Source organism: Sphingobium salicis subsp. salicis (genome assembly GCF_049472635.1).
GTDB lineage: Bacteria > Pseudomonadota > Alphaproteobacteria > Sphingomonadales > Sphingomonadaceae > Sphingobium > Sphingobium yanoikuyae_A.
This window is the reverse complement of record NZ_JAYRCS010000001.1, coordinates 4,971,884-4,992,398: the sequence shown is the minus strand read 5'-3', so window position 1 is coordinate 4,992,398 and position 20,515 is coordinate 4,971,884. Positions and strand designations below refer to the sequence as shown.

The 20,515-nt window shown below is 66.5% G+C and carries 19 protein-coding genes; 4 read left to right on the top strand and 15 right to left on the bottom strand.

The annotated features are described in order from the left end of the window. Positions 1 to 25: 25 nt before the first annotated feature. From VHN57_RS24145 to VHN57_RS24135, 3 genes are read right to left on the bottom strand one after another with little or no spacing between them, the layout of a single operon-like run. A complete protein-coding gene (locus VHN57_RS24145) occupies positions 26 to 790 on the bottom strand; it encodes an SDR family NAD(P)-dependent oxidoreductase (protein ID WP_278985329.1) in 765 nt (254 codons plus the stop codon). Beyond that, positions 787 to 2,505, bottom strand: coding sequence for an FAD-dependent oxidoreductase (locus tag VHN57_RS24140; RefSeq protein ID WP_278985331.1), 1,719 nt, complete (start codon positions 2,503 to 2,505; stop codon positions 787 to 789). The genes VHN57_RS24145 and VHN57_RS24140 overlap by 4 nt, the downstream gene beginning before the upstream one ends. Continuing rightward, the gene (locus VHN57_RS24135; RefSeq protein WP_278985333.1) at positions 2,505 to 2,969 is read right to left on the bottom strand and encodes a hypothetical protein; all 465 of its coding nucleotides are present in this window, start codon (positions 2,967 to 2,969) and stop codon (positions 2,505 to 2,507) included. The genes VHN57_RS24140 and VHN57_RS24135 overlap by 1 nt, the downstream gene beginning before the upstream one ends. Positions 2,970 to 3,120: 151 nt before the next feature. Between VHN57_RS24135 and VHN57_RS24130 the strand changes: the two genes are divergently transcribed. After that, positions 3,121 to 3,435 carry a Rieske (2Fe-2S) protein gene (locus VHN57_RS24130; RefSeq protein WP_234831794.1) on the top strand — a complete coding sequence of 105 codons (315 nt, stop codon included), beginning with the start codon at positions 3,121 to 3,123 and terminating at the stop codon, positions 3,433 to 3,435. Here VHN57_RS24130 and VHN57_RS24125 read toward each other — a convergent pair. From VHN57_RS24125 to VHN57_RS24100, 6 genes are all read right to left on the bottom strand, one after another. After that, positions 3,432 to 4,400 carry a nucleoside hydrolase gene (locus tag VHN57_RS24125; protein ID WP_278985336.1) on the bottom strand — a complete coding sequence of 323 codons (969 nt, stop codon included), beginning with the start codon at positions 4,398 to 4,400 and terminating at the stop codon, positions 3,432 to 3,434. The genes VHN57_RS24130 and VHN57_RS24125 overlap by 4 nt on opposite strands. 83 nt (positions 4,401 to 4,483) lie before the next feature. Further along, positions 4,484 to 6,130: a class I adenylate-forming enzyme family protein gene (locus tag VHN57_RS24120; protein ID WP_278985338.1), complete on the bottom strand. Its 1,647-nt coding sequence runs from the start codon at positions 6,128 to 6,130 to the stop codon at positions 4,484 to 4,486. Beyond that, complete coding sequence (locus tag VHN57_RS24115) at positions 6,127 to 7,320, bottom strand: FAS1-like dehydratase domain-containing protein (RefSeq protein ID WP_278985340.1); 1,194 nt, start codon at positions 7,318 to 7,320, stop codon at positions 6,127 to 6,129. Before VHN57_RS24115 ends, VHN57_RS24120 begins: the two co-directional genes overlap by 4 nt. Before the next feature lie 9 nt (positions 7,321 to 7,329). After that, positions 7,330 to 8,655: an aromatic ring-hydroxylating oxygenase subunit alpha gene (locus tag VHN57_RS24110; RefSeq protein ID WP_278985342.1), complete on the bottom strand. Its 1,326-nt coding sequence runs from the start codon at positions 8,653 to 8,655 to the stop codon at positions 7,330 to 7,332. Between the two features lie 13 nt (positions 8,656 to 8,668). Then, positions 8,669 to 9,655: an AraC family transcriptional regulator gene (locus VHN57_RS24105; protein ID WP_423285901.1), complete on the bottom strand. Its 987-nt coding sequence runs from the start codon at positions 9,653 to 9,655 to the stop codon at positions 8,669 to 8,671. Between the two features lie 14 nt (positions 9,656 to 9,669). Then, positions 9,670 to 10,647, bottom strand: coding sequence for an enoyl-CoA hydratase/isomerase family protein (locus VHN57_RS24100; RefSeq protein ID WP_037515860.1), 978 nt, complete (start codon positions 10,645 to 10,647; stop codon positions 9,670 to 9,672). 125 nt (positions 10,648 to 10,772) lie between these two features. On the opposite strand from VHN57_RS24100, the gene VHN57_RS24095 reads away from it, so the two are divergent. Next, a complete protein-coding gene (locus tag VHN57_RS24095) occupies positions 10,773 to 11,822 on the top strand; it encodes an AraC family transcriptional regulator (protein WP_278985348.1) in 1,050 nt (349 codons plus the stop codon). Here VHN57_RS24095 and VHN57_RS24090 read toward each other — a convergent pair. From VHN57_RS24090 to VHN57_RS24065, 6 genes are all read right to left on the bottom strand, one after another. Continuing rightward, positions 11,819 to 12,916: a glycosyltransferase gene (locus tag VHN57_RS24090; protein ID WP_278985350.1), complete on the bottom strand. Its 1,098-nt coding sequence runs from the start codon at positions 12,914 to 12,916 to the stop codon at positions 11,819 to 11,821. The two genes, VHN57_RS24095 and VHN57_RS24090, sit on opposite strands and share 4 nt — an antisense overlap. Continuing rightward, a complete protein-coding gene (locus VHN57_RS24085) occupies positions 12,913 to 14,004 on the bottom strand; it encodes a sugar-transfer associated ATP-grasp domain-containing protein (RefSeq protein WP_278985352.1) in 1,092 nt (363 codons plus the stop codon). The genes VHN57_RS24090 and VHN57_RS24085 overlap by 4 nt, the downstream gene beginning before the upstream one ends. A 3-nt stretch (positions 14,005 to 14,007) precedes the next feature. Further along, the gene (locus tag VHN57_RS24080; RefSeq protein ID WP_278985354.1) at positions 14,008 to 14,814 is read right to left on the bottom strand and encodes an NTP transferase domain-containing protein; all 807 of its coding nucleotides are present in this window, start codon (positions 14,812 to 14,814) and stop codon (positions 14,008 to 14,010) included. Further along, the gene (locus VHN57_RS24075) at positions 14,814 to 15,845 is read right to left on the bottom strand and encodes a D-alanine--D-alanine ligase family protein (RefSeq protein WP_278985356.1); all 1,032 of its coding nucleotides are present in this window, start codon (positions 15,843 to 15,845) and stop codon (positions 14,814 to 14,816) included. Before VHN57_RS24075 ends, VHN57_RS24080 begins: the two co-directional genes overlap by 1 nt. A gap of 91 nt (positions 15,846 to 15,936) precedes the next feature. Then, positions 15,937 to 16,509: an NUDIX domain-containing protein gene (locus VHN57_RS24070; protein WP_278985382.1), complete on the bottom strand. Its 573-nt coding sequence runs from the start codon at positions 16,507 to 16,509 to the stop codon at positions 15,937 to 15,939. Further along, positions 16,506 to 18,128: an NAD(P)/FAD-dependent oxidoreductase gene (locus VHN57_RS24065; protein WP_278985384.1), complete on the bottom strand. Its 1,623-nt coding sequence runs from the start codon at positions 18,126 to 18,128 to the stop codon at positions 16,506 to 16,508. The genes VHN57_RS24070 and VHN57_RS24065 overlap by 4 nt, the downstream gene beginning before the upstream one ends. A gap of 118 nt (positions 18,129 to 18,246) precedes the next feature. Between VHN57_RS24065 and VHN57_RS24060 the strand changes: the two genes are divergently transcribed. After that, on the top strand, positions 18,247 to 18,654 hold the full coding sequence (locus tag VHN57_RS24060; protein ID WP_004210206.1) for a MerR family transcriptional regulator: 408 nt from the start codon (positions 18,247 to 18,249) through the stop codon (positions 18,652 to 18,654). Positions 18,655 to 18,711: 57 nt separating this feature from the next. Continuing rightward, complete coding sequence (locus VHN57_RS24055; RefSeq protein ID WP_278985386.1) at positions 18,712 to 20,514, top strand: acyl-CoA dehydrogenase C-terminal domain-containing protein; 1,803 nt, start codon at positions 18,712 to 18,714, stop codon at positions 20,512 to 20,514. The last annotated feature ends 1 nt before the right edge of the window (position 20,515 follow it).

The window sequence follows — 20,515 nt, the reverse complement described above, 5'->3', positions numbered from 1 at the left end:
CTGTTCCAGCCGATTTCAGAACGCTCTAGCCGGCAAAGCGGCTGTTGATCATCCGGGTGGTTGACCAGCCTCCATCCACCGCGATCACCTGGCCATTGATATATTCGCCTTTGTGGGAACAGAGGAAGGCGACGACATGGGCGACATCCTCCGGCGCGCAATCGCGGTAGAAGGGGGTCAGCCCCTGGTTGATCCGCTGGAAGGCGGGATAGTCCCAGGCGGCATCGGTCATCGGCGTGCGCACCACGGTCGGCGCGACGATGTTGGAGCGGATGCCTTGTTCGCCATATTGCGCCGCCATCGTCTGGGTGAGGCCGGTCAGCCCCGCCTTCACCGCGCAATAGATGCCGCCATCCATTCCGCCCATGATGCCGAAGGTCGACCCGATGGTGACGATCGCCGACCCCATGCCCATATGCGGCAACACGGCCCGGCACAGGCGGAAGGGGGCGCGCAGCGACAGGCCGATCACTTCGTCCAGCATGGCGTCGCTGGTGTCATGCACCGACGCCCACACCCCCGCGCCGGCATTGTTGACCAGATGATCGACCCGCCCGAACCGGACCGTTGCCTCCGCCACGATCCTGTCCGGCGCATCATCATCGCCAATGTCCGCCGCGACGAAGGCAAAGGCGGCGTCCTGCGGCAGCGCGGCTGCGAGCGCCGCCAGCTTGTCCGCGCTGCGGCCGGTGCCCAGCACGGCCACGCCATCGGCGCACAGGGCGCGCACGATCGCCGCGCCAATGCCGCCCGCCGCGCCGGTGACGATCGCGACCTTCTGTTCCGTCATGCCGTCATCCTCTGCTGCTCGTGCGCCCGCGCCGCAATGTCCCCCGCCGCGACATAGCCGAAGGTCAGTGCCGGACCGATCGTCGCGCCGGCGCCGGGATAGCAGTCCCCAAAGGGACTCGCGGCGCAATTGCCGGCGGCATAGAGATGCGGGATCGGCCGACCGCCGCCATCCAGCACCCGCGCCTGTGCGTCGCAGCGCAGCCCGCCCTTGGTGCCCAGATCGCCATTGTCGATCGGCACGGCATAGAAGGGCGCGGTATCGATCGGTCCCAGATTGGGGTTGGGGGTGACGCCGGGATCGCCGAAGAAGCGATCATAAATATTGCCGCCCCGGCCAAATTCGGGATCGACGCCGGTCTGCGCATAGCCGTTCATCACCTGCACGGTTTCGCTGAGCGCCTGCGGCGCGATGCCGATCTTGCGCGCCAATTCCTCGATCGATCCGGCGCGGAAGACATAATGGTCCCACCAATGGCCGGGGATGCGATGGTCGGGCGTATGGACCGTGGGCATCAGCCCGCCGGCGCTAAACTTCGCCCGGAACTTGGCGTCGAAGATCAGCCAGCAGGGCATGTTGGCGCCGGTCTTCAGCTGATCCGCCACCATCGCCTGACCGAACCGGTCATAGCCGGTCGCTTCATTGACGAAGCGCAGGCCCAGCCGGTTGACGCAGACGCTCCACGGCCGGCCGACATCGAAAGCGGCCTGGTGGATTTCGTGGAAATTGGCGGCACCCGGCGCCGGCAGGGTCATGGTCGGTATCCACCAGCCCTGATCGGTATGGGCGACCGACGCGCCGATCGCCTCCGCCGCGATCAGCGCCTCGCCGCGATTGCCTTCCTCCGGGGTCGAACTGTGGCGGGCGAGGCCCGGCACCGGGTAGAAACGATCGCGCAGCGCCTGATTCCATTCAAAGCCGCCCGCCGCCAGCACCACGCCATGGCGCGCGCCGATCTGCTGCACCTGCCCGAAGCGGCGGACGGTGATGCCCGACACGCGGCCGTCGGCGCCGAGCGTCAGTTCCTCCAGCGCGGTTTCCAGCCGCAGTTCGACACCGCGCGCGAACAATTGCTGGTAGAGCGCGCCCATCAGCCCCGCCCCCTGGGTGAAGCGCCGGTCCCGCGCCGACAGCCGCCGCGTGCCGATGTCGAGCCAGTAGCGCGCGATCATCTTCGCCGCGGTCCAGCGCCAGCCGCGCTGCTGCATCATCAGGGCGAAGGTCTGGCCAAGGTCCATCGCATAGCGGCGGAACAGCGTGAACCGGCTATATTGCGCCCGCATCAGCGGATAGCGATCATCACCCAATTGCCGCCCGTCGAAGGTCGGGCAGATGATGGAGCGATCGGCCCGCGCGCCCGGCGCGTCGGGAAAATAATCGGGCCAGGCCGCCGCCATCACCGGAACACCGCTGTCCTTCAGGAAGCGCAGCATTTCCGGCGCGCGGTCGACATAGGCGGCCAGCCGTTCCGCATCGACCGATACGCCGATGACGCTGCGCAGATAGCGCAACGCCGCGGCCGCGCTGTCGCCCTGGTCGCCATCCAGCCCATGGCCCGGCACCCACATCACCCCGCCCGAGGTGGCGGACGTGCCGCCAAATTGATGCGCCTTCTCCACGATCAGGACGGAGAGGCCGAGATCCGCGCCCCGCAAGGCTGACATGGCGCCGGCCGCACCCGATCCCACGATGATGAGGTCGAAGCTTTCCATCATCAGAAGCTCGGCACCGCTTCGAGATGCGATCCGGGCGGGAAGCAGAAATATTCTACGAAATGCCCCAGATTGGCGCGCGCATCGAAATAGGCATAGGTGCCGCCCATCGTGTCCCAGGCGATCGGCATCGCCCAGCGGGCTTTGGCCGCCGCGACCGCCGCGTCAAAGGCGCCGCGATCGCCGAAATGCCGGCCCTGATGATGATAATGAAGGCCAAAGCCCTCCGCCGGCAGGCCCCATTGATAGACGCTGATGTCGCCCGACAGGGGCTGGATGATCTCGAACTGCAGTTCATCCTTGGTCGCCAGCGCGAAATGGGCGATCGCCTGCCGGTCCTGCCCGGTGTCGAAAAGCGCATCGGGCATTTCCATATAATGGCCGATGCCGTGCAGCCCGCCGATCTCGTCCATCGCCCGGCGCCAGTCGGTGGTCACATAGGCATGCTGATAATAGTCCCGGCGCACGGATCGCCCTCTCCCGCTCTGTTCTGCTGCCAGCCACTATCGAAGGCGGGGCAGCGAAGCGGAATGACCCGTGCGGCAGCGCCGCTTGCACCGGCACGCGCATAGGGTCACGGGCAATTGCCGTGCCCGCCGGCCCATGATGAATGGGGCCATGACCATGCTGACCTTCACCGCCGTCGCCCATGTCGACGATGTGCCGCCAGGCACTGCCAAGGCCGTCGATGTCGACGGCGAGAGCATCCTCCTGTGCCACAGCAATGGGCGGCTGTTCGCGGTCGCCAATCGCTGCTCCCATGCCGACGAGCCGCTCGCCTGCGGCCGGGTGCGGGCGGGCTGGATCGCCTGCCCGGTCCATGGCGCACGCTTCGATCTGGAAACCGGCCGCGCGATGAACCCGCCGGCGAAGGCACCCATCAGGGTCTATGAATTGCGGATTGTGGACGACCGGATCGAGATCGCGCGCTAGTCCCTGCGCGGCTGCATCAGGGCCAGGAAATCCGCCAGCGCCAGCCGCGCATCGAGCTGGGTGAAGAGGCGGATCGAGCGGCCGGGGATTTCCGCGCCATAGCGGGAATCGTCCAGCAGGCGCCGGCCGGCGATGATCGAGGAGGCACTGCTCTCCGCAGACACGGACGTCAGCAACACCATCGGACTGTCGCCCAGCGTGATGGCACCGCCCAGCTGAACGAAGGGCGGAAGGTCGGCATAGCGGCCATAGAGCCATGCGGTCGTCGCCGACATCGGCCGCAAGGTCGCCGACATTTCCGCCACCGACATCTGCAACTGGCGATAGGCGCTGGCGGGAATTTGCCAGATCGGCATGCGGCTCCGCTCGATCAGGGTGCGCGCCGCTTCCAGATCGGTGGACATATTATATTCGCTGCCGCCCTGCGGATAATCGGCGCCACCGATCCACACCAGGGTCATACGATCAGCAATCGCCGGCTCCAGCTGCAGCGCCTGGGCGAGATTGGTGAGCGGCCCGCCGCAGGTGAAGAAGAGCGGCAGCGGATCGTCCCGCATCGCCTCCGCCACGATCGCCCGTGCCGCCGCCGACGCCTGTGCCCCGGCGACGCCGAAGCGCTCGCTGCCGGCAATCACCGGGCAGAGATTCGTCAGACCCATGATCTTCATCAGGTCGATCGCCGCCTGTTTGCCCGCCGCGGCGGTTGCGCCGGCCGGCTGTCCGCCCAGCGCCGCCAGCTTCGCGTCGAGCGCCGATGTCGTGACCAGCACCGGCCGCGCCGCCTTCGTCGCCAGTTGATGCGCGAGCGCGATCAGGCCGTCGGGATCGCCAGCGAAATCATTGTCGATGATGATGCGCGCCTTGGGCGCCTGCCGGATCGCCGGCAGCGTGGATCGGGCGGCCGTGCCGATCATCAGGCTGGCACCCGCTGCGATGAACCTGCGCCGATCGATCGTTGTCCGCATGCCTCTCCCCTGTCTGGGCCGAGGGCTGGCATGGCGCGGCCAAAGGGTCAAATAGCGAATTTCGGGTAGCCCATAGGCCAGAGCTATGGATGACTGAGCCGCGCCACCGCAACCGCGCGAATGTCGGTGGCCTTGGCCTTTTCATTGCCGGTCAGGGCGAAATCCGCCTCGTCCAGCAGCAGCACCCGGCGCGGAACCTTGAAGCTGGCCATGCGCGCCTTGAGATGAGCGATCAGGTCGCTTTCCGTCACCCGCGCGCCATCGACCGGGACGATGCAGGCGACCACCATCTCGCCCAGCAGCTCATCGGGTACGCCGACGGTCTGGCTGCGCTTGACGCCGGGGAAGGTCGCGATCGCCGCGTCCACTTCCTCCGGCGCGACATTGGCGCCGCCAGTCTTGATCATGTCGCTCAGGCGCCCTTCCCAGAAGAAGCGCCCCTGTTCGTCCACCCGTCCACCGTCGCCGGTGCGGTAATAGCCTTCCGCGTCGAAACATTCTTCCGGCGCCTTGCCCAGATAGGCGGTCATCAGGGTCGGCCCCTTGATGCACATTTCGCCATGCTGGCCGACCGGCAGGATCGCGCGGGTCAGCGGATCGACGATCTTCAGGCTGTTGCCGGGCAGCGGCGCGCCGGCGCTGCCGCCATAATCGGCGTCGGACGTATCCGCATCGAACGCCGTGCAGATTGTCATCGTCTCGGTCGTGCCGAAGGCCATGGGCGTGGTCCAGTCGGTGTCGACCGTGGGATGTTCGCCGATCAATTCACCCTTGGTCACATATTTGAGGCTGGAGAGGTCCGCGCTGACCCAATTCTCCGCCGCCTGGACCCGCGCCCATTGGTGCGGCCGCCCGGTGAGGAAGGTGACGCGCTCCTGCTCGATCACGTCGAGTGCTGCGGCGGCATCGAACACCGGTTGCAGCACCGCCGTCCCGCCGGTCGACAGCGCGGTGCCGATCACCAGGCTGATATTGCCTGACCAGAACAGGCCATTGCCGGTCCAGCTCACCACCGGCTCACGCATCGCGAAGACCCGCGGCCAGCGCCACCACTGGATGCAGAAGGCGCGCTGGGCATGGACGATGCCCTTGGGCAAGCTGGTGGTGCCGGACGAGAAGAAGATGCCGCCATGGTCGGACGGGGTGACGGTGGCGGCGCGCTGCGCCACCTGTGCATCAGGCACCGCCGCGCCGCTGGCGAGGAAAGCATCCCAGCCTTCATAGCCCGGCGCTGCCGGATTGGCATCGGTCACGCTGTCGAGCTGGACCAACCGATGGAGAAACGGCCCCTTGTCGATGCCGGCCAGCATGGCGGCAAAATCCTTCTTCATCACCCGCGTGTCGAAGAGGAGGATGCCGATCGCCGAAGCCTGGACCAGATGGCTCAATTCCTCCGCGCTCGAAAAGCTGCTGAGCGCCACGGTGACGCCCCCCGCCATCGCGATGCCGAAGACGCTGGCCAGATATTCCGGCCGGTTCGCCATCAGCACACCGACCCGGCCATCCTTGCCAAGGCCGGCCGCAATCAGCGCCCTCGCCACCGCGACGGAGCGGGCATGGAGTTCGTCATAGCTCCAGCAGATGCGCCGATCCGCCGTGCGCATCACGACCGCATCGCGCGCGCCGTGCCGCGCCCGCACCATGTCGAGATAGGCTGGGATGGTCTGCGCGCCCTGCCCCGGCTCCTGCGCCAGCGGAGGGCCATGAACCAGCGAAAGCGGCGCGCTCAATAGGGCAACTCCACCTGCGCGGTGCCCTTCAATATCTCCTCGCCATCCTGGGTGGTCATCACCGTGCGGACCTTGACCACCGGCATGCCGAAGGGGGATCGGTCGATCTTCTCCACCACTTCGCCATCGACCCAGGTGACGTCGCCCTCAAACGCGGGGGAGCGGAACTGGGTCTTGCTGTGCCAGACATAGCCGCCATGGCCGGCCCAATAGGCGACCGTGTCGAGATGCCAGGCATTCATCGACGCGCCATAGCCATAGGCGCCGCCCATGCCGACATTCTCCGCCTTTTCGGCATTGATATGGCCCGATGACGGGCCGTGATACAGACCATCACCCATGCGCGGGTCGATCTTGCGCGCCTCATGGTCATAGGACATGTCGGCGCCGAAGCCGGCATCCTCGGTCGCGGGATCATGGACGCCCTCGGGCACGTTCCACGCCCAAGTCCCCCAGATATTCTGGCGATGGGCGCGGCATTCATTGGCGAAGCTGACCACGGAATGCGGCCCGATCACCCGGCGCGGCAGCCGGTCGCCGACCTTTACATCGCCATAAGCGGGCGAATGGCCGTCCCGGTTGGACAGGATCCAGTCGTGGCGCGCCTTGTGGACGTCCGCCAGCTCCGCCTTGGTCCAGCGCCGGGGGCTCCGCTTCTCCTTGGCATAGATGCCGCGCCTGTTCGCTTCCTCGACCAGATAGCGGATCGCGGTCGCCTGTTCCTTGGCCACCAATGCGCCATGCTGGTTGCGGTGAATCGTGTCGCCGCGCGCGAACATGGTCGGGCCGGCAAAGCCGGTCTCGGCAATCGAATAGCCGTCGAAGCGGCGGCTCTGCACCAGCTTGTCGCCGGGGCGGACGGGGGTGCCGTAAAACCACCATTCCTCGCCGGCGAAGATCAGGTGGGAGCCCGGCACCTTGCCGACGCAGGCCGGGTGGCAACCATGGCCATAGTCCATCGCCACGGTGAAGCTTTGCGGCGCGACGATGCCGCCAAAGCGCGAGGCGCGGGCAAATTCCTCATCCCAGTGGATCGGATTGGGATAGTCCATCGCCTGAACCCAACGGCGAATGTCGGTCGCGTTGCAGGCGTCCCACATCTCGGCGAAGATGACCGGCTTGCCGATCCATTGGTCGACGTCGCTGGTATCCAGCACGGCGCTGGCATTATGATGTTCCATGTCGGCCATTGAACGTCCCTATTCGATCGGTTGCGGCGCGCCGGTGCCGAGGTAGTCGGCCAGCACGCGGTGGAAATTGATGATCGCCCGTTCCTCGACCGGGCTGGGCCGCAGCCCGTCGCAGCCGCGCGAGCGCAGGCCGCGCTGCACCGCCCCCATGTTCGAGAAATCCTGGCACAGCACCTTGCGCCAGCTTGCCTCGTCCATGTCGGGCTTGTGGAGATTGGCGGGGCGCGGCTCGGTGCCCTCGGGGAAGCGTTCGAGCGTATAGACCTCGAAGATGCAGCGATTGGGATCATGGCCGTCGGGCCGTGCGCGATAGCAGAGCGCGAAGGTCGGTCCGTGGATCACGACCGTGTTGGGGAAGATGTGCCAGACATTGCCCGCCGCCGCGAAATGGGCCGGGTCGATGCGCGGCCAGTTGACCCCGCGCTTGGCGTCCTCCTCCACCGTGCGGCGCATCAGGTGCATCTGCACCTCGCCCGGCGGCGTCCCTTCGGGCAGTTCCTCGACCAGCAGATTGGCGACCCGCACCATCGTTTCGGTGGTGGTGCCGTTCACTTCCTCCCAGAGCTGGTTGAGTGAATCCGCCAGCCCCTGGCGCATGTCCGCCGCGCCGGCCGCCCCAGCAGTCGCGCCGCCCGTGCCCTCGCGCGCCTGCGACCCGAACACGCCATGGATGCCGCGCCCATCGCTCCAGGTCGGCTTGGGCGAATATTTGGTCAGCTGCGGATGGGTGCCGGCAACATGATAGCCCTCGTTGAACGCCTCGATCGCGACCTTCCAGTTGCAGGGGAAATGCAGCCATTGGCGCCAGCGATAGCGCATCTGCTCCAGCTCGAACGGGTCGAGCATCGATGCCGCCGGCTCCAGATAGTCACGCAGCGGCGGCGCGTCCGGGTCCATGCAGACGAACACCCAGCCGCCCCATGTGTCGACGCGCACGTCGCGCAGGCGCAGGTCATCGGCCTTCAGGCAGTCGCCCCAGGCATCCTTGCGGACCACGCCGACATTGTTGCCGTCCAGATCCCAGCTCCAGGCATGGAAGGGGCAGACCAGCCGTTTCGCATGGCCGCACCCTTCGGTCAGTTGTCGGCCGCGATGGCGGCAGACGTTGAAATAGGCAGCGATCCGATCGGGCGCGGCGCGCACGACGATGATCGAGTCATCGACAATGTCGTAGGTGACATAGTCGCCGACCTCCGGAATTTCCTCTTCGCGACAGGCGACCTGCCAGACCTTGGGCCATAGTTTCGTGGCTTCGGCATCGGCATAGGATTGCGAGACATAGGCGTCATTGCCGATCAGCACCGGTGGCTCAGTGATGCTCCCTTGCATGGTCATGCGCCCCTGCCGCTCAATGCAGCGCAACCGGCGGCGGCGGCGCAGCCTCCGCGCGATAGTCGCTGGGGTTGCGGGCATAGACGCGCTTGAACATGCGGCTGAAATGGGCCGGGCTCTTGAAACCCACGGCGTAGGCGATCTCGCTGATCGAGATGCTGGCCGCGTCCGACCGCGCCATCCAGGCCCGCGCCTGTTCCAGCCGGCGCTGCCAGATCAGGTCGGAAAAGCTGGTGCCATTCTGCTTGAGCAGGGTGGTGAGATAGCGCGGCGAAATACCGCAACCCTTGGCCGTCATCGCGGCGGACAGGCCCGGATCGGACAGATGGACCTCGACAAAGCGGCGCACATCGGCAAAGCGTTTTTCCGCGACGGAGGGGCGCGGCGGCACCGCGCGCACATCGTGGCGCAGCCCCTGGCCGATCACCGCGAGCGCCGCTTCCACCAACGTCTGCGTGGTTTCCTCCGCCACATCCGCGTCGCGCTGGAACAGGCCGGCCAGGATGCCATCGGCGATCCCCAGTTCCGCCCGCTGCATCGGCAGCAATATGCCCGCCCCAGCATCGCAATCGACGAAGCCGCGCAGCACATGGGTCGGCACCGTCACATGCAGCACCTCATGCACGCCCTGCGCATCGGGCTGGCATTCGATCAGGAAGGGCGCGGTCGAGCGCGTCATCAGGAAATCGCCATATTGGGCGGCGCGGCTGCCAAGCTGGTTGGAAAAGACCAGTCGGCCACGCTTGACGAACCACAGGACGGTGAGGTCGGTGCCATCCTCGCGGATATGCTGGCGGGTGCGGCGGAAGAAGAGGCGGGTGGCCGATCGCAGCAGGATCGCCGCGCTGGGGCCGGCGGGCTTGCGCCGCGCCTCCACGTCGATGACGGAGCCTTCCTCCATCCAGTAATCGCCGCGATAATATTCCTGCTCGCGCTCGCCGCGAAACAGGTGCTGGCATTCGCGATAATTGCCCCGGTCGAGGGCGAAGAGCGTTTCGATCATCGCATCCGCTCCTTTCAGCGCTGAGCCCGACCGGCGCGGCTCAGCCGCCATTCCGGGGGATAGTTGAGGTCGTTATTCTTGACGGTGTGGGCGATGCCCTGGTCGAAGCCGCCAGCACCCAGATCGATGTCGGTCGGCCGGTCGCTCTTCATCAGCGGCAGCATGCCTTCCAGCCAGCCGGTGAGCAGGCTGCCCATATATTCGCCGCGATATTGCTTATAGGCCTCGATAAAGGTCTTCTGCGCGACCACCACGTCGAGCGGCCGGGTGCGGGCGCAGGCATCGGCATATTTGTCCGTCTCCGCCTCCAGCGCGTCGCGTGGCACGACGGCGTTGACGAAGTTGCAATCCATCATCTCGGCGGCGGTGAAAGGGCGGCCGGTGAACAGCATTTCGGAAAAGCGGCGAATGCCGACCATTTCCAGCCATTGCCACATGCGCGGCCCCCAGCCGGCATAGCGGAAGGAGGGATGGCCAAAGAGCGCGTCGTCGGACGAGACGATCAGGTCGGCATCGGCGCACTGGTAGAAATGCCAGCCATAGCAATAGCCCTTGGCCTCGACGATGCTGATCTTCTTGAATTCCTGCAGCGGGCGATTGCCGGCATAGCCCTTGGCATAATGGTCGGTCAGGCCATGGAGAAAGCGATAGGAGCCGGGCGGCGGATAGCGCACGTCGGGATCGTCAATCTCCAGGTCGGGCAGGAAATCATCATCCTCTCCCGGATGCAGATACATGTCGCCATGTTCGTTGATGTCGCCGCCCGATCCCAGATCCTGGCCGGCGCCGCGGATCACCAGCACCTTCACATCATCGTCGATATTCGCCTTGTGGACGATCTCGCCGAACAGCAGGCGCATGCCGATCGTCGTCGTGTTGGCCTTGCCCGGCCGGTCGAAAGTGACGGTCGCTATCTTGCGCGCCCGGTCCTTCTCATAATGCACGAACTGCGCCGCCTCGCGCTTGAGCGCTGCTGCGCTTGCCCTGGCCATGCCGCACTCTCCCATCTCTCTTATGCCCGGCAGGCTGGCATGGGGCGGCGATGGCGTATTGGCATTAGGCGCAGCTTTATCGATATGATACGCAGCAAAGCGACGACGAGGCAGACAGGCGCGCGATGGAGGAGCAGGATTTTTTCTTCGGGCTGGAAGGCCCGCTGGAGGCGGTGCCGGCCGCCGGCCAGATGCGCGCGGCCAATCTGCGCGGCTTTTCCGACTATGTCCGCGCGCGCGGTGGGGCGCCGCGCCGCATTCTCGCCCAGCATGGCCTAGACCCGATGGTGCTGGCCGATCCCGACAGCCATATCGCCTGCCAGCAGGTGGCGGCGATGTTCGAATATTGCAGCCTGCTGTTCGACGATCCGCTGTTCGGCCTGCACCTTGCCGCCACCCAGGATGCCGACATTTTCGGTAGCGTCACCGCCGTCTGCCGCGCCGCGCCGGACCTGCGCGCCGCGACCGCCAGCCTGATCCGCTATCTGCCGGTCGCCCATTCGCCCGAGGCGCAGCTGGAACTGGTGGAAGATGGCGGCATGGCCGAACTGCGCTGGGTGGTCGGCGCCGATCTCGGCTTCAACGACCAGGCCAATTATCAGGCGATGATGCTGATCCTGCTGCTGTTGCGGACCGTCAGCGGCCAGCGTTTCCGCGCCGCCTGGGTGCAATTTTCCGCCGATCCCAGCCCGCGCGAACTGATCGAGATAGAGGCGTTGCTGGGCACGACCGTCCGCCCGCGCGCTCCGGGCAGCGCGATCGGCTTTTCCGCCGCCTTGCTCGACCTGCCGATCGCGACGGCCAATCGGCTGACCTATAGGCTGGTCGGCGGCTATCTGGGCCGGCTGCGCCTGTTCAACCATGCCGACATGGCGGAACGGGCGCGATCCTATGTGCGCGGCGCGCTGCCGGCGGGGACATGTGCGATCGAGCGCTGCGCCGACCGGATGGGCCTGTCGGTGCGGACGCTGCAAAGCCGGCTGGCCGCCCATGGCCTGCATTTCAGCGATCTGGTCGAAGAACAGCGCGAACAGCTCGCCCGCATCTATCTGCGCCAGACGCCGATGCCGATCGACGAGGTGGCGGAGCGGCTGGGCTATGCCGAACAGACCAGCTTCGGCCGTGCGTTCAAGCGCTGGACCGGGCAGACGCCACGGCAATTCCGACAAGGCTAGCGCAGCAGCCGCACCCAGGCATCCGACAGCGCGTCCAGGCCGAAATGGTCGATCCGGTCGCCGGGGCGGATCGCGGTGGCGAGATCGAGCTGACGCCCCAACGTATCGGCCATCGCCGTCGCATCGGCCGGGTCGATCAGCAGGCCGCAGCGCCCATGGTCCAGCAGGTCGGCCGCATTACCCGCGCTACGCGACGCGATGATCGGCACGTCCACGGCCATCGCCTCCAGCAGGACATTGGGTGATCCTTCCCACCAGCTGGGCAGGACAAAGGCATCGGCATGGGCCAGCCAGGGAAAGACATTCTCGACCGTGCCGGGCAGGTCGAGATCATCAGCTATACCGAGCGCCTTCGCCTGCGCGCGCAGGCTGTCGCAGGCGCGGTCGCGGCTTTCGCCCAGAATGATGAGCCGCGCGGGTCGCTGCCGCCGCAGCAGCGCAAAGGCCGCGAGCAAGGTGGCGAAATTCTTCTGCGGCGCCAGCCGGCCGATCGCCAGGATCACCGGTGGCTGGCGGCCCATCCAGCGATGCGGCACCGGCCCGTCGGCCAGGAAGCGGGCGGCATCGGCGTCGATGCCATTGGGGATCACCGCCACCTTGCCTGCCCGCGCCGCGCCGGCAAAGGCAGGCGTATCCGCCAGGGTCGGCGACACCAGCGCCAGATGATCGGCATCGCGCGCCAGCAGCCGCGCCATCGCGGTGCGGCTGAGGCGCCCGAGCCCACCTGATGGCGCCCCCGCCGCATTGCGCATGATGTCGTTGCTGATGCGATAGATGCGCCGCACGTCGCGCAGCCCCTGGCTCGCCGCCCAGGCGGTGCCATGGCCATGATTGCCCGCCGAAATCAGCGTCGCCCGCCCCCGCGATCGCAGATGCCGCCGCAGCGCCGCGATCGCCTGCAGCTTTTCGCGCGGGCGCGACGGGTTTGGCCCGGCCAGCAGCGCATGATGCGGCACGCCGGTCACGCCCTCGCCGCCCGGCAGCGCCGTCACCAGTTCGACCGCCAGACCGCGCGCCGCCAGTTCGGCGGCCAGGATACGGACATTGCGCACCACGCCGGTCGCGGCCAGCGCATGGACATAGAGGATGATCACGCCCGGCGCGGGTCGCGCTCGATCGCGCCGGCCGCCTGCCAGCGCTGCGGCGGCAGATGGCGCAGATGATGGCAGTAAAGCGCGCCCAGCCGGCTGTCGGCCAGCCCCCGGCCGCTCACCAGTTGCATGATATCGGTGCCGGGGTTCCAGTTGCCCTCGACCAGCACCGGGCCGTCCGGCGTCAGGCCAATATCCCAGCCGATCACGGTAAAGCCCGATCGGAAAGCGAGATGCGCGCGCAGCGCGAGCGCCACGGCGGCATTGAGATCGGGCACCGGCCGGCCGCTGATGGGCGCACCGGTCAGCGGATGCCGGTCGCAGCGGATCGGCGCGCCGTCGGGTCCCGCCTGCCACACCGGCCCACAGAGCCCGTCGGCATCGACCGACAGCACCAGATTGCCGGCGTTGAAGTTATCCACAGGGCTCCCGCCGCCCGCAGACAGGCGCAACGCCAGCGCGCAGGCCTCGGGCGTGCCAACCTCGTCCAGGCAGGTGACGACCCGCAAGGTCGGCAGCGCGCCGGGCGACATATCCGCCAGCGCATCATGGGTCGTCAGGCAGCGCTGAATCACCCCGCCGGCCGCCCACAGCGCCAGCAGGCACGCACGCAGCGCGTCGTCGGTGATCGGCCCTTCCGCGCCTTCCCAGCGCCCGCCCTTCTTTGCGAAACGCACGACGCCCTGCCCCTTGGAGCAGTAACTGGGCTTGGCGATGATGACGCTCTGGCGATTCAGCCAACTGGCGATATCACTCGTCTCCAGCGCGAAGCTGTCGGGCAGCGGCAAGCCGGCGGCAGCGGCATGGCGGGCGAAAAGCTGCTTGTTCTTGAGCGGATTGGCTTCGGCCGGGAAGGCACCGGGGTTGAGCAGCCGATGCAGCCCCTTGCGATCGCGCATGCTGAGCCCCTGCGCCCGCACCGTTTCGCACAGCAGGCGCCGCTCCGATGCGGCCCAGCCACTGCGCCCGCTCGCCGCGATCAGCCGCGCAACCGTTCGCCGGCCCAGCGGCCAATGGCGACGCAACCCGTCATGATAGGCTGCCAGCAGGACATTGCCGTCAGCCGGGGGTAACGCGCGCAACGTGAACAAGGGTCAGGCCGCCTCGACACGCGCCAGCCGCCGCTCCAGCAATTCGCTTGCCACGCCATGGCTGCGCGCATTGTCGACGTCGATCGCGACCGCGCCGTCGCTCAGGATCACCGGCGCGATCACCATGCGGAAGCGGCGGGAGAAGCGCGCAAAGGCCTGGCCCAGCGTGCCGATGCCGAAGCGAAAACGGATCAGGTTGATCAGGCCGAAGGCGCCGATGATCCGCATCGGATGCTTCACGAACTGCCCGCCCGAGCGGAAGGTCTCGGCCGCCGCCAGCGCCTTTGCATCCTTCAGCCAATAGGTGTTGCAGTTGGAAAATTCGTCGTCGGCAAAGCGATAGAATTTGCGCTGCCCCTGCGGATGCGCCGCCAGCACCGACGCGCGGCGGGTGAAGGCGACGGCGGCATTAGCCCCTTGCGCCGCGCAACCGTCCAGCATCTCGGCCAGCGCATCGGGCGTCAGCAGCACATTGTCGGCGGTGGTGATGAGCAACGGGAAACGGGCGCCATCGGCCGCCGCCAGCACGGAATCGACCAGATTGGGCCGGGCCGGAATCGCGACCAGCCGCCCGGTGTTCCGTAGTCCGCGCAGTTGCGGCAGCGCGTCGAGCACCGCCACATCCTCGATCGCCACCCGGATTTCTCCAATGCGCGGGCTGGCCGCCAGCGCCTCGATCACATGGACCAGCATCGGCTGGCCGACCACCGGGACCAGGCATTTATGGGTGACGCCCGCCGCCTGCGCGAGCCGATCGGTCGCGCCGTCGCGCTTGCCGGCGAGCACCAGCGCCGTTGCCGTGCCGGGCATCAGGCCGCCTCCAGCACCGGCATTTCGGTCAGCAGGCCATGGCGGGCCAGACTGTGCGCGACGATGGTTTCGACCAGGCTCTGATGATCGACGCCGATCGACGCGGCCGAGCGCGAGATCGTCTTCTTCGACCAGAGATTGCAGGACAGGTTCACTTCCATGAACAGCAACTCACCCGACGCCGGATCATAGCGATACTCGAACCGGCCATAGTCGAACGGCCAGAGTTCGGGCAGCAGGCGGCGGGTCATGTCCTCCAGCCGCGCGCGCAGGTCGCGATCCTCGACCAGGATCAGCGGATCGTCTCCGGCATCGATCAGGCCGCGCTTTTCCTCATAGCTGCGTTCGCGATGCGGATCGGCCGGTACATACATCATCGCCGGGAGAATCCAGGGCTGGCCACCGCTGCCGCCGACGACCGGCACGGCCACGTCGAGCAAGGGCGCCCAAGCCTCGACCAGCACGTCATGGCCCAGGCCATGGAGATGATCGGCATGGGCATGAGCCTCCGCCCAGCTGTCGACCATGGCGAGGCCCCAGGATGCCGAGGAGGCGTTGGGTTTCACCACCAGCCGCTCGGCCTGAAATTCCGGGCCGGCCGGCATCGCGCCCCGGCGCAGGATGCGCGCCGGCATGGTCGACACGCCATGGGCGCGAGCGATCAGCTTGGAGAGATATTTGTCGTCGGACACGCCACGGACGATCGGGCTTGCGCCCAGGAAGGGCACGCCGCGCCAAGACAGCAGGAGCGGCGCCAACATCTCGCTATTCTGGAAGCCGCCGCGATTGAGCAGGGTGACGACGAAGTCGACATCCGGCTTGTCGAACAGCGCATCATAGCTGTCGGCGACCGCGACATGGAGGCCGATCGCCTCCAGCGTCGATCGCATCTCATGATGATAGACGGCATGATTGCCATCCACGCTGTCGGCCCCGCCGCCCTTGCAGGCATGCTTGGCCAGGAACAGGAGGCGCAACCGGGCCTTGTCGGCCGGGGAGATGCGCATGCAACGGTCGATCGGGTTCAGCATGGCGCCGCAATAGCGCGCGCCCGTTACGCTGGATTGACGATGAGGTTACGCCGCTTGGTCGATCCGGCGACAGGGCGGTTACGAAACGGCTTCAGTTTTCGGACAGCGTCTCGAACAGGGCAGGACGACGCGCGCGCAGCGTCAGCAGCAGGATCACCAGCTTGCCATCCTGCAATTGCTGCGCCTCGAACCGCCGCCACAGGTCGGCCAGCGGCAGTTCATGGACCAGGATATTCTCCTGCTCCTCGACCAGGCCGCCGCCATCCGCGACACGATCCGCTGCGCGATAGGGCGCCAGGAAATAGTCGATCTTCTCGGTGACGACGCTGGGGATGCTCCAGATCTGGCCGACCGGCTCCACTACGCCGAGCGCCACGCCCGCTTCCTCCAGCGCTTCGCGCCGGGCGCAATCGGCCGGTTCATCTTCCAATATGCCGGCGATCGCCTCCAGCATGTCGGGCAGGCCCGCCAACATCACCGGCGTGCGCGGCATGGAGACGACCAAAGCAACCCGGCGGTCCGGATCATAGGGCAGCACCGCAACGGCACGACGCATCTCCACCACATGGCGGTCGCATTCCACGCCGTCGTCCATCCGCAGCCGCACCAACCGCAGGTTGAGCCAGCCTTCATAAAGGGCGCGGCTCGACAGGATTTCGGTCACCCCGCGACCATCTGCACCGCCACCGCCTCGGCCACCTTGATGCCGTCGATCGCCGCCGAAAGGATGCCGCCGGCATAGCCCGCGCCCTCACCCGCCGGGTAGAGGCCGGCAACGTTGAGGCTCTGAAAATCCTTGCCGCGCGTGATGCGGATCGGCGAGGAGGTGCGGGTTTCCACGCCGGTCATCACCGCATCGGGATCGTCATAGCGGGCGATCTGGCGACCAAAGGCGGGCAGCGCCTCATGGAACGCCTCGATCACATAGTCAGGCAGGCACAGCGACAGGTCGGTCGGCGTGACCCCCGGTTTGTAGGAGGGCACGACCGATCCCAGCTGGGTCGAAGGCCGACGCGCGAGGAAGTCGCCGACCGTCTGCCCCGGCGCCCAGTAGGAAGAACCGCCCGCGACATAGGCCAGGCTTTCCCAATGGCGCTGCAGTTCGATCCCGGCCAATGGCCCCTCCGGGAAATCGCGCGCCGGATCGATGCCGACGACCAACCCCGAATTGGCGTTGAATTCGGCGCGGCTATACTGGCTCATGCCATTGGTGACGACGCGCCCTTCCTCCGAAGTGGCGGCGACCACCCGGCCACCCGGACACATGCAGAAGCTGTAGACGGTCCGCCCATTGGCGCAATGATGGGCGAGGCTATAGGCCGCCGCACCCAAATCGGGATGGCCGGCGCAATTGCCATAGCGCGCCTTGTCGACCCAGCTTTGCGGATGCTCGATCCGCACGCCGATCGAGAAGGGCTTGGGTTCGATATGCACGCCCTTGCCGTGCAGCATCTCGAAGGTCGGGCGGGCGCTGTGGCCCACCGCCATCACCACATGATCCGCCTCGATCACGCTGCCGTCATGCAGCACCAGCCCGCGCAATTTCTGCGTGCCGTCGCCCTGCCGTTCCAGCACCAGATCGTCGACGCGGTGCTGCCAGCGATATTCGCCGCCGAGCGACTCGATCTGCTTGCGCATGGCTTCGACCATCGAGACCAGGCGGAAAGTGCCGATATGGGGGTGCGCTTCCCACAAGATATCGTCGGGTGCGCCGGCGGCGACGAACTCCTCCAGCACCTTGCGGCCCAGGAAGCGGGGATCCTTCACCCGGCAATAGAGCTTGCCGTCGGAGAAGGTACCGGCGCCCCCCTCGCCGAACTGGACATTGGAATCGGGGTTGAGTTCGGCCCGGCGCCACAGGCCCCAGGTGTCCTTGGTCCGCTCGCGCACCACCTTGCCGCGATCCAGGATGATCGGCTTGAACCCCATCTGCGCCAGGATCAGGCCGGCGAACAGGCCGCACGGCCCCGCCCCGATCACCACCGGGCGCTTGCCCTGCCAGCCGTCGGGCACATGGGCGACGAACTTGTAGCTGGTGTCGGGCGTCGGCCGGACATCATGGTCCTTGGCAAAGCGCTCCAGCACCGCTGCCTCGTCGGCCACGTCGATGTCGAGCGTATAGACCAGCTGGATCGCGCTGCGGCGGCGCGCATCATTGCCGCGCCGCACGACGCTGTGGCCAAGCAGTTGCTGCGGCTCCAGCCCCAGGCGTTCGCAGATGGCGACGGGCATCGCCTCGGCCGAATGGTCGAGGGGCAGTTTCAAACCGGAAAGACGGATCATGGCGCCGCCCATAGTCGCAAATCGCCCGAAATGCTATTCCCCGAGGCCGTGGCACGGCCGATCGTCCTGCGCATCTTCTAACCTTGACGTAAACGTAAAGCCGTCATAGTCTTTGCTCATGAACACGCGCACCAGCATTGCCGGCATCGAGCTTCCCGATGACCGTGACCAGCAGAGCTACAGCATCACCGACCTCAGCGAGGAGTTCGGCGTCACCGCCCGTGCCCTGCGCTTCTATGAGGATGAAGGGCTGATCGCACCGGAGCGCCAGGGCCTGGCCCGCGTCTATTCGCGCCGCGACCGCGCCCGCCTTGCCTGGATCCTGCGCGGCAAGCGCGTGGGCTTCAGCCTCAACGATATTCGCGAGATGATCGACCTCTATGACGCCGACGAGGGGCATGAGGAACAGCGCCGCGTGACGATCGACAAGTGCCGCGCGCGCATCGACCTTCTGACCCGCCAGAAGGACGATATCGATGCCGCCATCGCCGAACTGGCGAGCTTCATCGGAACGATCGAGAAATAAGCCGGAGCCGCATCGTCGGCTCTCCCGCAGCAGAACAAAAACGCCTGGAGAAGATTCATGCCCAGCTATAACGCCCCTGTCCGCGACACCCGTTTCGTGCTCGACCATGTCGTCGGGCTGGAGCGCTACGCCAATCTGCCCGGTTTCGAGAATGCGACCCCCGACCTGGTCGAGGCGATCCTGACCGAAGGCGGCAAGATCGCGTCGGAAGTGCTGTTCCCGATCAACGCCGTGGGCGACAAGGAAGGCTGTACCCGTCATGCCGACGGCAGCGTCACCACGCCGACCGGTTTCAAGGCGGCCTATGACCAGTTTGTCGAGGGCGGCTGGACCACGCTGCACGCGCCGACCGAATTTGGCGGCCAGGGCCTGCCCAATGTCGTCGCCACCGCCGTCACCGAATATGTGCTGTCGGCCAACCAGGCGTTCGAAATGTATCATGGCCTGACCGCCGGCGCGATCGCCGCGCTGATCGCCAAGGGCAGCGACGAGCAGAAGGCCACCTATCTGCCCAACATGGTGTCGGGCGTCTGGACCGGCACGATGAACCTGACCGAGCCGCATTCCGGCACTGACCTCGGCCTCATCAAGACCAAGGCCGTGCCGAACGGCGATGGCAGCTTCGCGATCAGCGGCACCAAGATCTTCATCTCGGCCGGCGAACATGACCTGGCGGAGAATATCATCCACCTCGTCCTCGCCAAGACGCCGGGTGCGCCCGACAGCAGCAAGGGCATCTCGCTGTTCGTCGTGCCCAAGTTCATCGTCAACGAAGACGGCTCGCTGGGCGACCGCAATGCCGTGTCCTGCGGCTCGCTCGAACATAAGATGGGCATCCACGGCAACGCCACCTGTGTCATGAACTATGACGGCGCCAAGGGCTGGCTGGTCGGCGAGGAGAATAAGGGCCTGGCCGCCATGTTCATCATGATGAACGCCGCCCGGCTGGGCGTCGGCCTGCAGGGTCTGGGCCAGGGCGAAATCGCGTTCCAGAACGCCGTCCATTACGCCAAGGACCGTCGCCAGGGCCGCGCGCTCACCGGCCCCAAGGAGCCGGAGGAAAAGGCCGACACGCTGTTCGTCCATCCCGATGTCCGCCGCATGCTGATGGAAGGCAAGGCGCTGACCGAGGGCCTGCGCGCGCTGATCCTGTGGGGCGCATTGCAGCATGACCTGTCGCACAGCGCCGCGACCGAGGAAGAGCGCCAGGCGGCCGACGATCTGCTGCAACTGCTGACCCCGGTGATCAAGGGCTATGGCACCGACAAGGGGTTCGACGTTGCGGTGTCGAGCCAGCAGGTGTTCGGCGGTCATGGCTATATCTGGGAAAATGGCGTCGAGCAGTATGTTCGCGACGCCCGCATCGCCCAGATCTACGAAGGCACCAATGGCGTGCAGGCGATGGACCTGGTCGGCCGCAAGCTGCCGATGAATGGCGGCCGTGCGCTCCAGGCCTTCCTCAAGATCCTGGCCAACGAAATCGCCGAGGCCAAGACCAACGAGAAGCTAGCGAGCTTCGCCGATGCCCTCGAAAAGGCCAAGGGCCAGCTTGAAGCGGCGACCATGTGGCTGATGCAGAACGCGATGAAGAACCCCGACAATGCCGGGGCCGGCGCGCATCATTACATGCACATTCTGGGCATCGTCGCCACCGGCCTGATGTGGCTGCGCATGGCGAAGGCCGCCACCGGCCTGCTCGATGCGGGCGAAGGCGATGCCGGCTTCCTGGAAGCCAAGCTGGTCACCGCGCGCTTCTATGCCGAGCGCATCATGCCCGACGCCGGTTCGCTCCGTCGCAAGATCGAGGGCGGCGCCGACACGCTGATGGCGCTCGACCCGGACATGTTCCTGGCGGCCTAAA

Excerpts from the sequence above, each read along its gene's own strand:
- VHN57_RS24145 (WP_278985329.1), bottom strand. The coding sequence starts at position 790 with ATGACGGAACAGAAGGTCGCGATCGTCACCGGCGCGGCGGGCGGCATT.
- VHN57_RS24140 (WP_278985331.1), bottom strand. The coding sequence starts at position 2,505 with ATGATGGAAAGCTTCGACCTCATCATCGTGGGATCGGGTGCGGCCGGC.
- VHN57_RS24130 (WP_234831794.1), top strand. The coding sequence starts at position 3,121 with ATGACCATGCTGACCTTCACCGCCGTCGCCCATGTCGACGATGTGCCG.
- VHN57_RS24125 (WP_278985336.1), bottom strand. The coding sequence starts at position 4,400 with ATGCGGACAACGATCGATCGGCGCAGGTTCATCGCAGCGGGTGCCAGC.
- VHN57_RS24115 (WP_278985340.1), bottom strand. The coding sequence starts at position 7,320 with ATGGCCGACATGGAACATCATAATGCCAGCGCCGTGCTGGATACCAGC.
- VHN57_RS24110 (WP_278985342.1), bottom strand. The coding sequence starts at position 8,655 with ATGACCATGCAAGGGAGCATCACTGAGCCACCGGTGCTGATCGGCAAT.
- VHN57_RS24105 (WP_423285901.1), bottom strand. The coding sequence starts at position 9,655 with ATGATCGAAACGCTCTTCGCCCTCGACCGGGGCAATTATCGCGAATGC.
- VHN57_RS24100 (WP_037515860.1), bottom strand. The coding sequence starts at position 10,647 with ATGGCCAGGGCAAGCGCAGCAGCGCTCAAGCGCGAGGCGGCGCAGTTC.
- VHN57_RS24095 (WP_278985348.1), top strand. The coding sequence starts at position 10,773 with ATGGAGGAGCAGGATTTTTTCTTCGGGCTGGAAGGCCCGCTGGAGGCG.
- VHN57_RS24080 (WP_278985354.1), bottom strand. The coding sequence starts at position 14,814 with ATGCCCGGCACGGCAACGGCGCTGGTGCTCGCCGGCAAGCGCGACGGC.
- VHN57_RS24075 (WP_278985356.1), bottom strand. The coding sequence starts at position 15,845 with ATGCTGAACCCGATCGACCGTTGCATGCGCATCTCCCCGGCCGACAAG.
- VHN57_RS24065 (WP_278985384.1), bottom strand. The coding sequence starts at position 18,128 with ATGATCCGTCTTTCCGGTTTGAAACTGCCCCTCGACCATTCGGCCGAG.
- VHN57_RS24060 (WP_004210206.1), top strand. The coding sequence starts at position 18,247 with ATGAACACGCGCACCAGCATTGCCGGCATCGAGCTTCCCGATGACCGT.
- VHN57_RS24055 (WP_278985386.1), top strand. The coding sequence starts at position 18,712 with ATGCCCAGCTATAACGCCCCTGTCCGCGACACCCGTTTCGTGCTCGAC.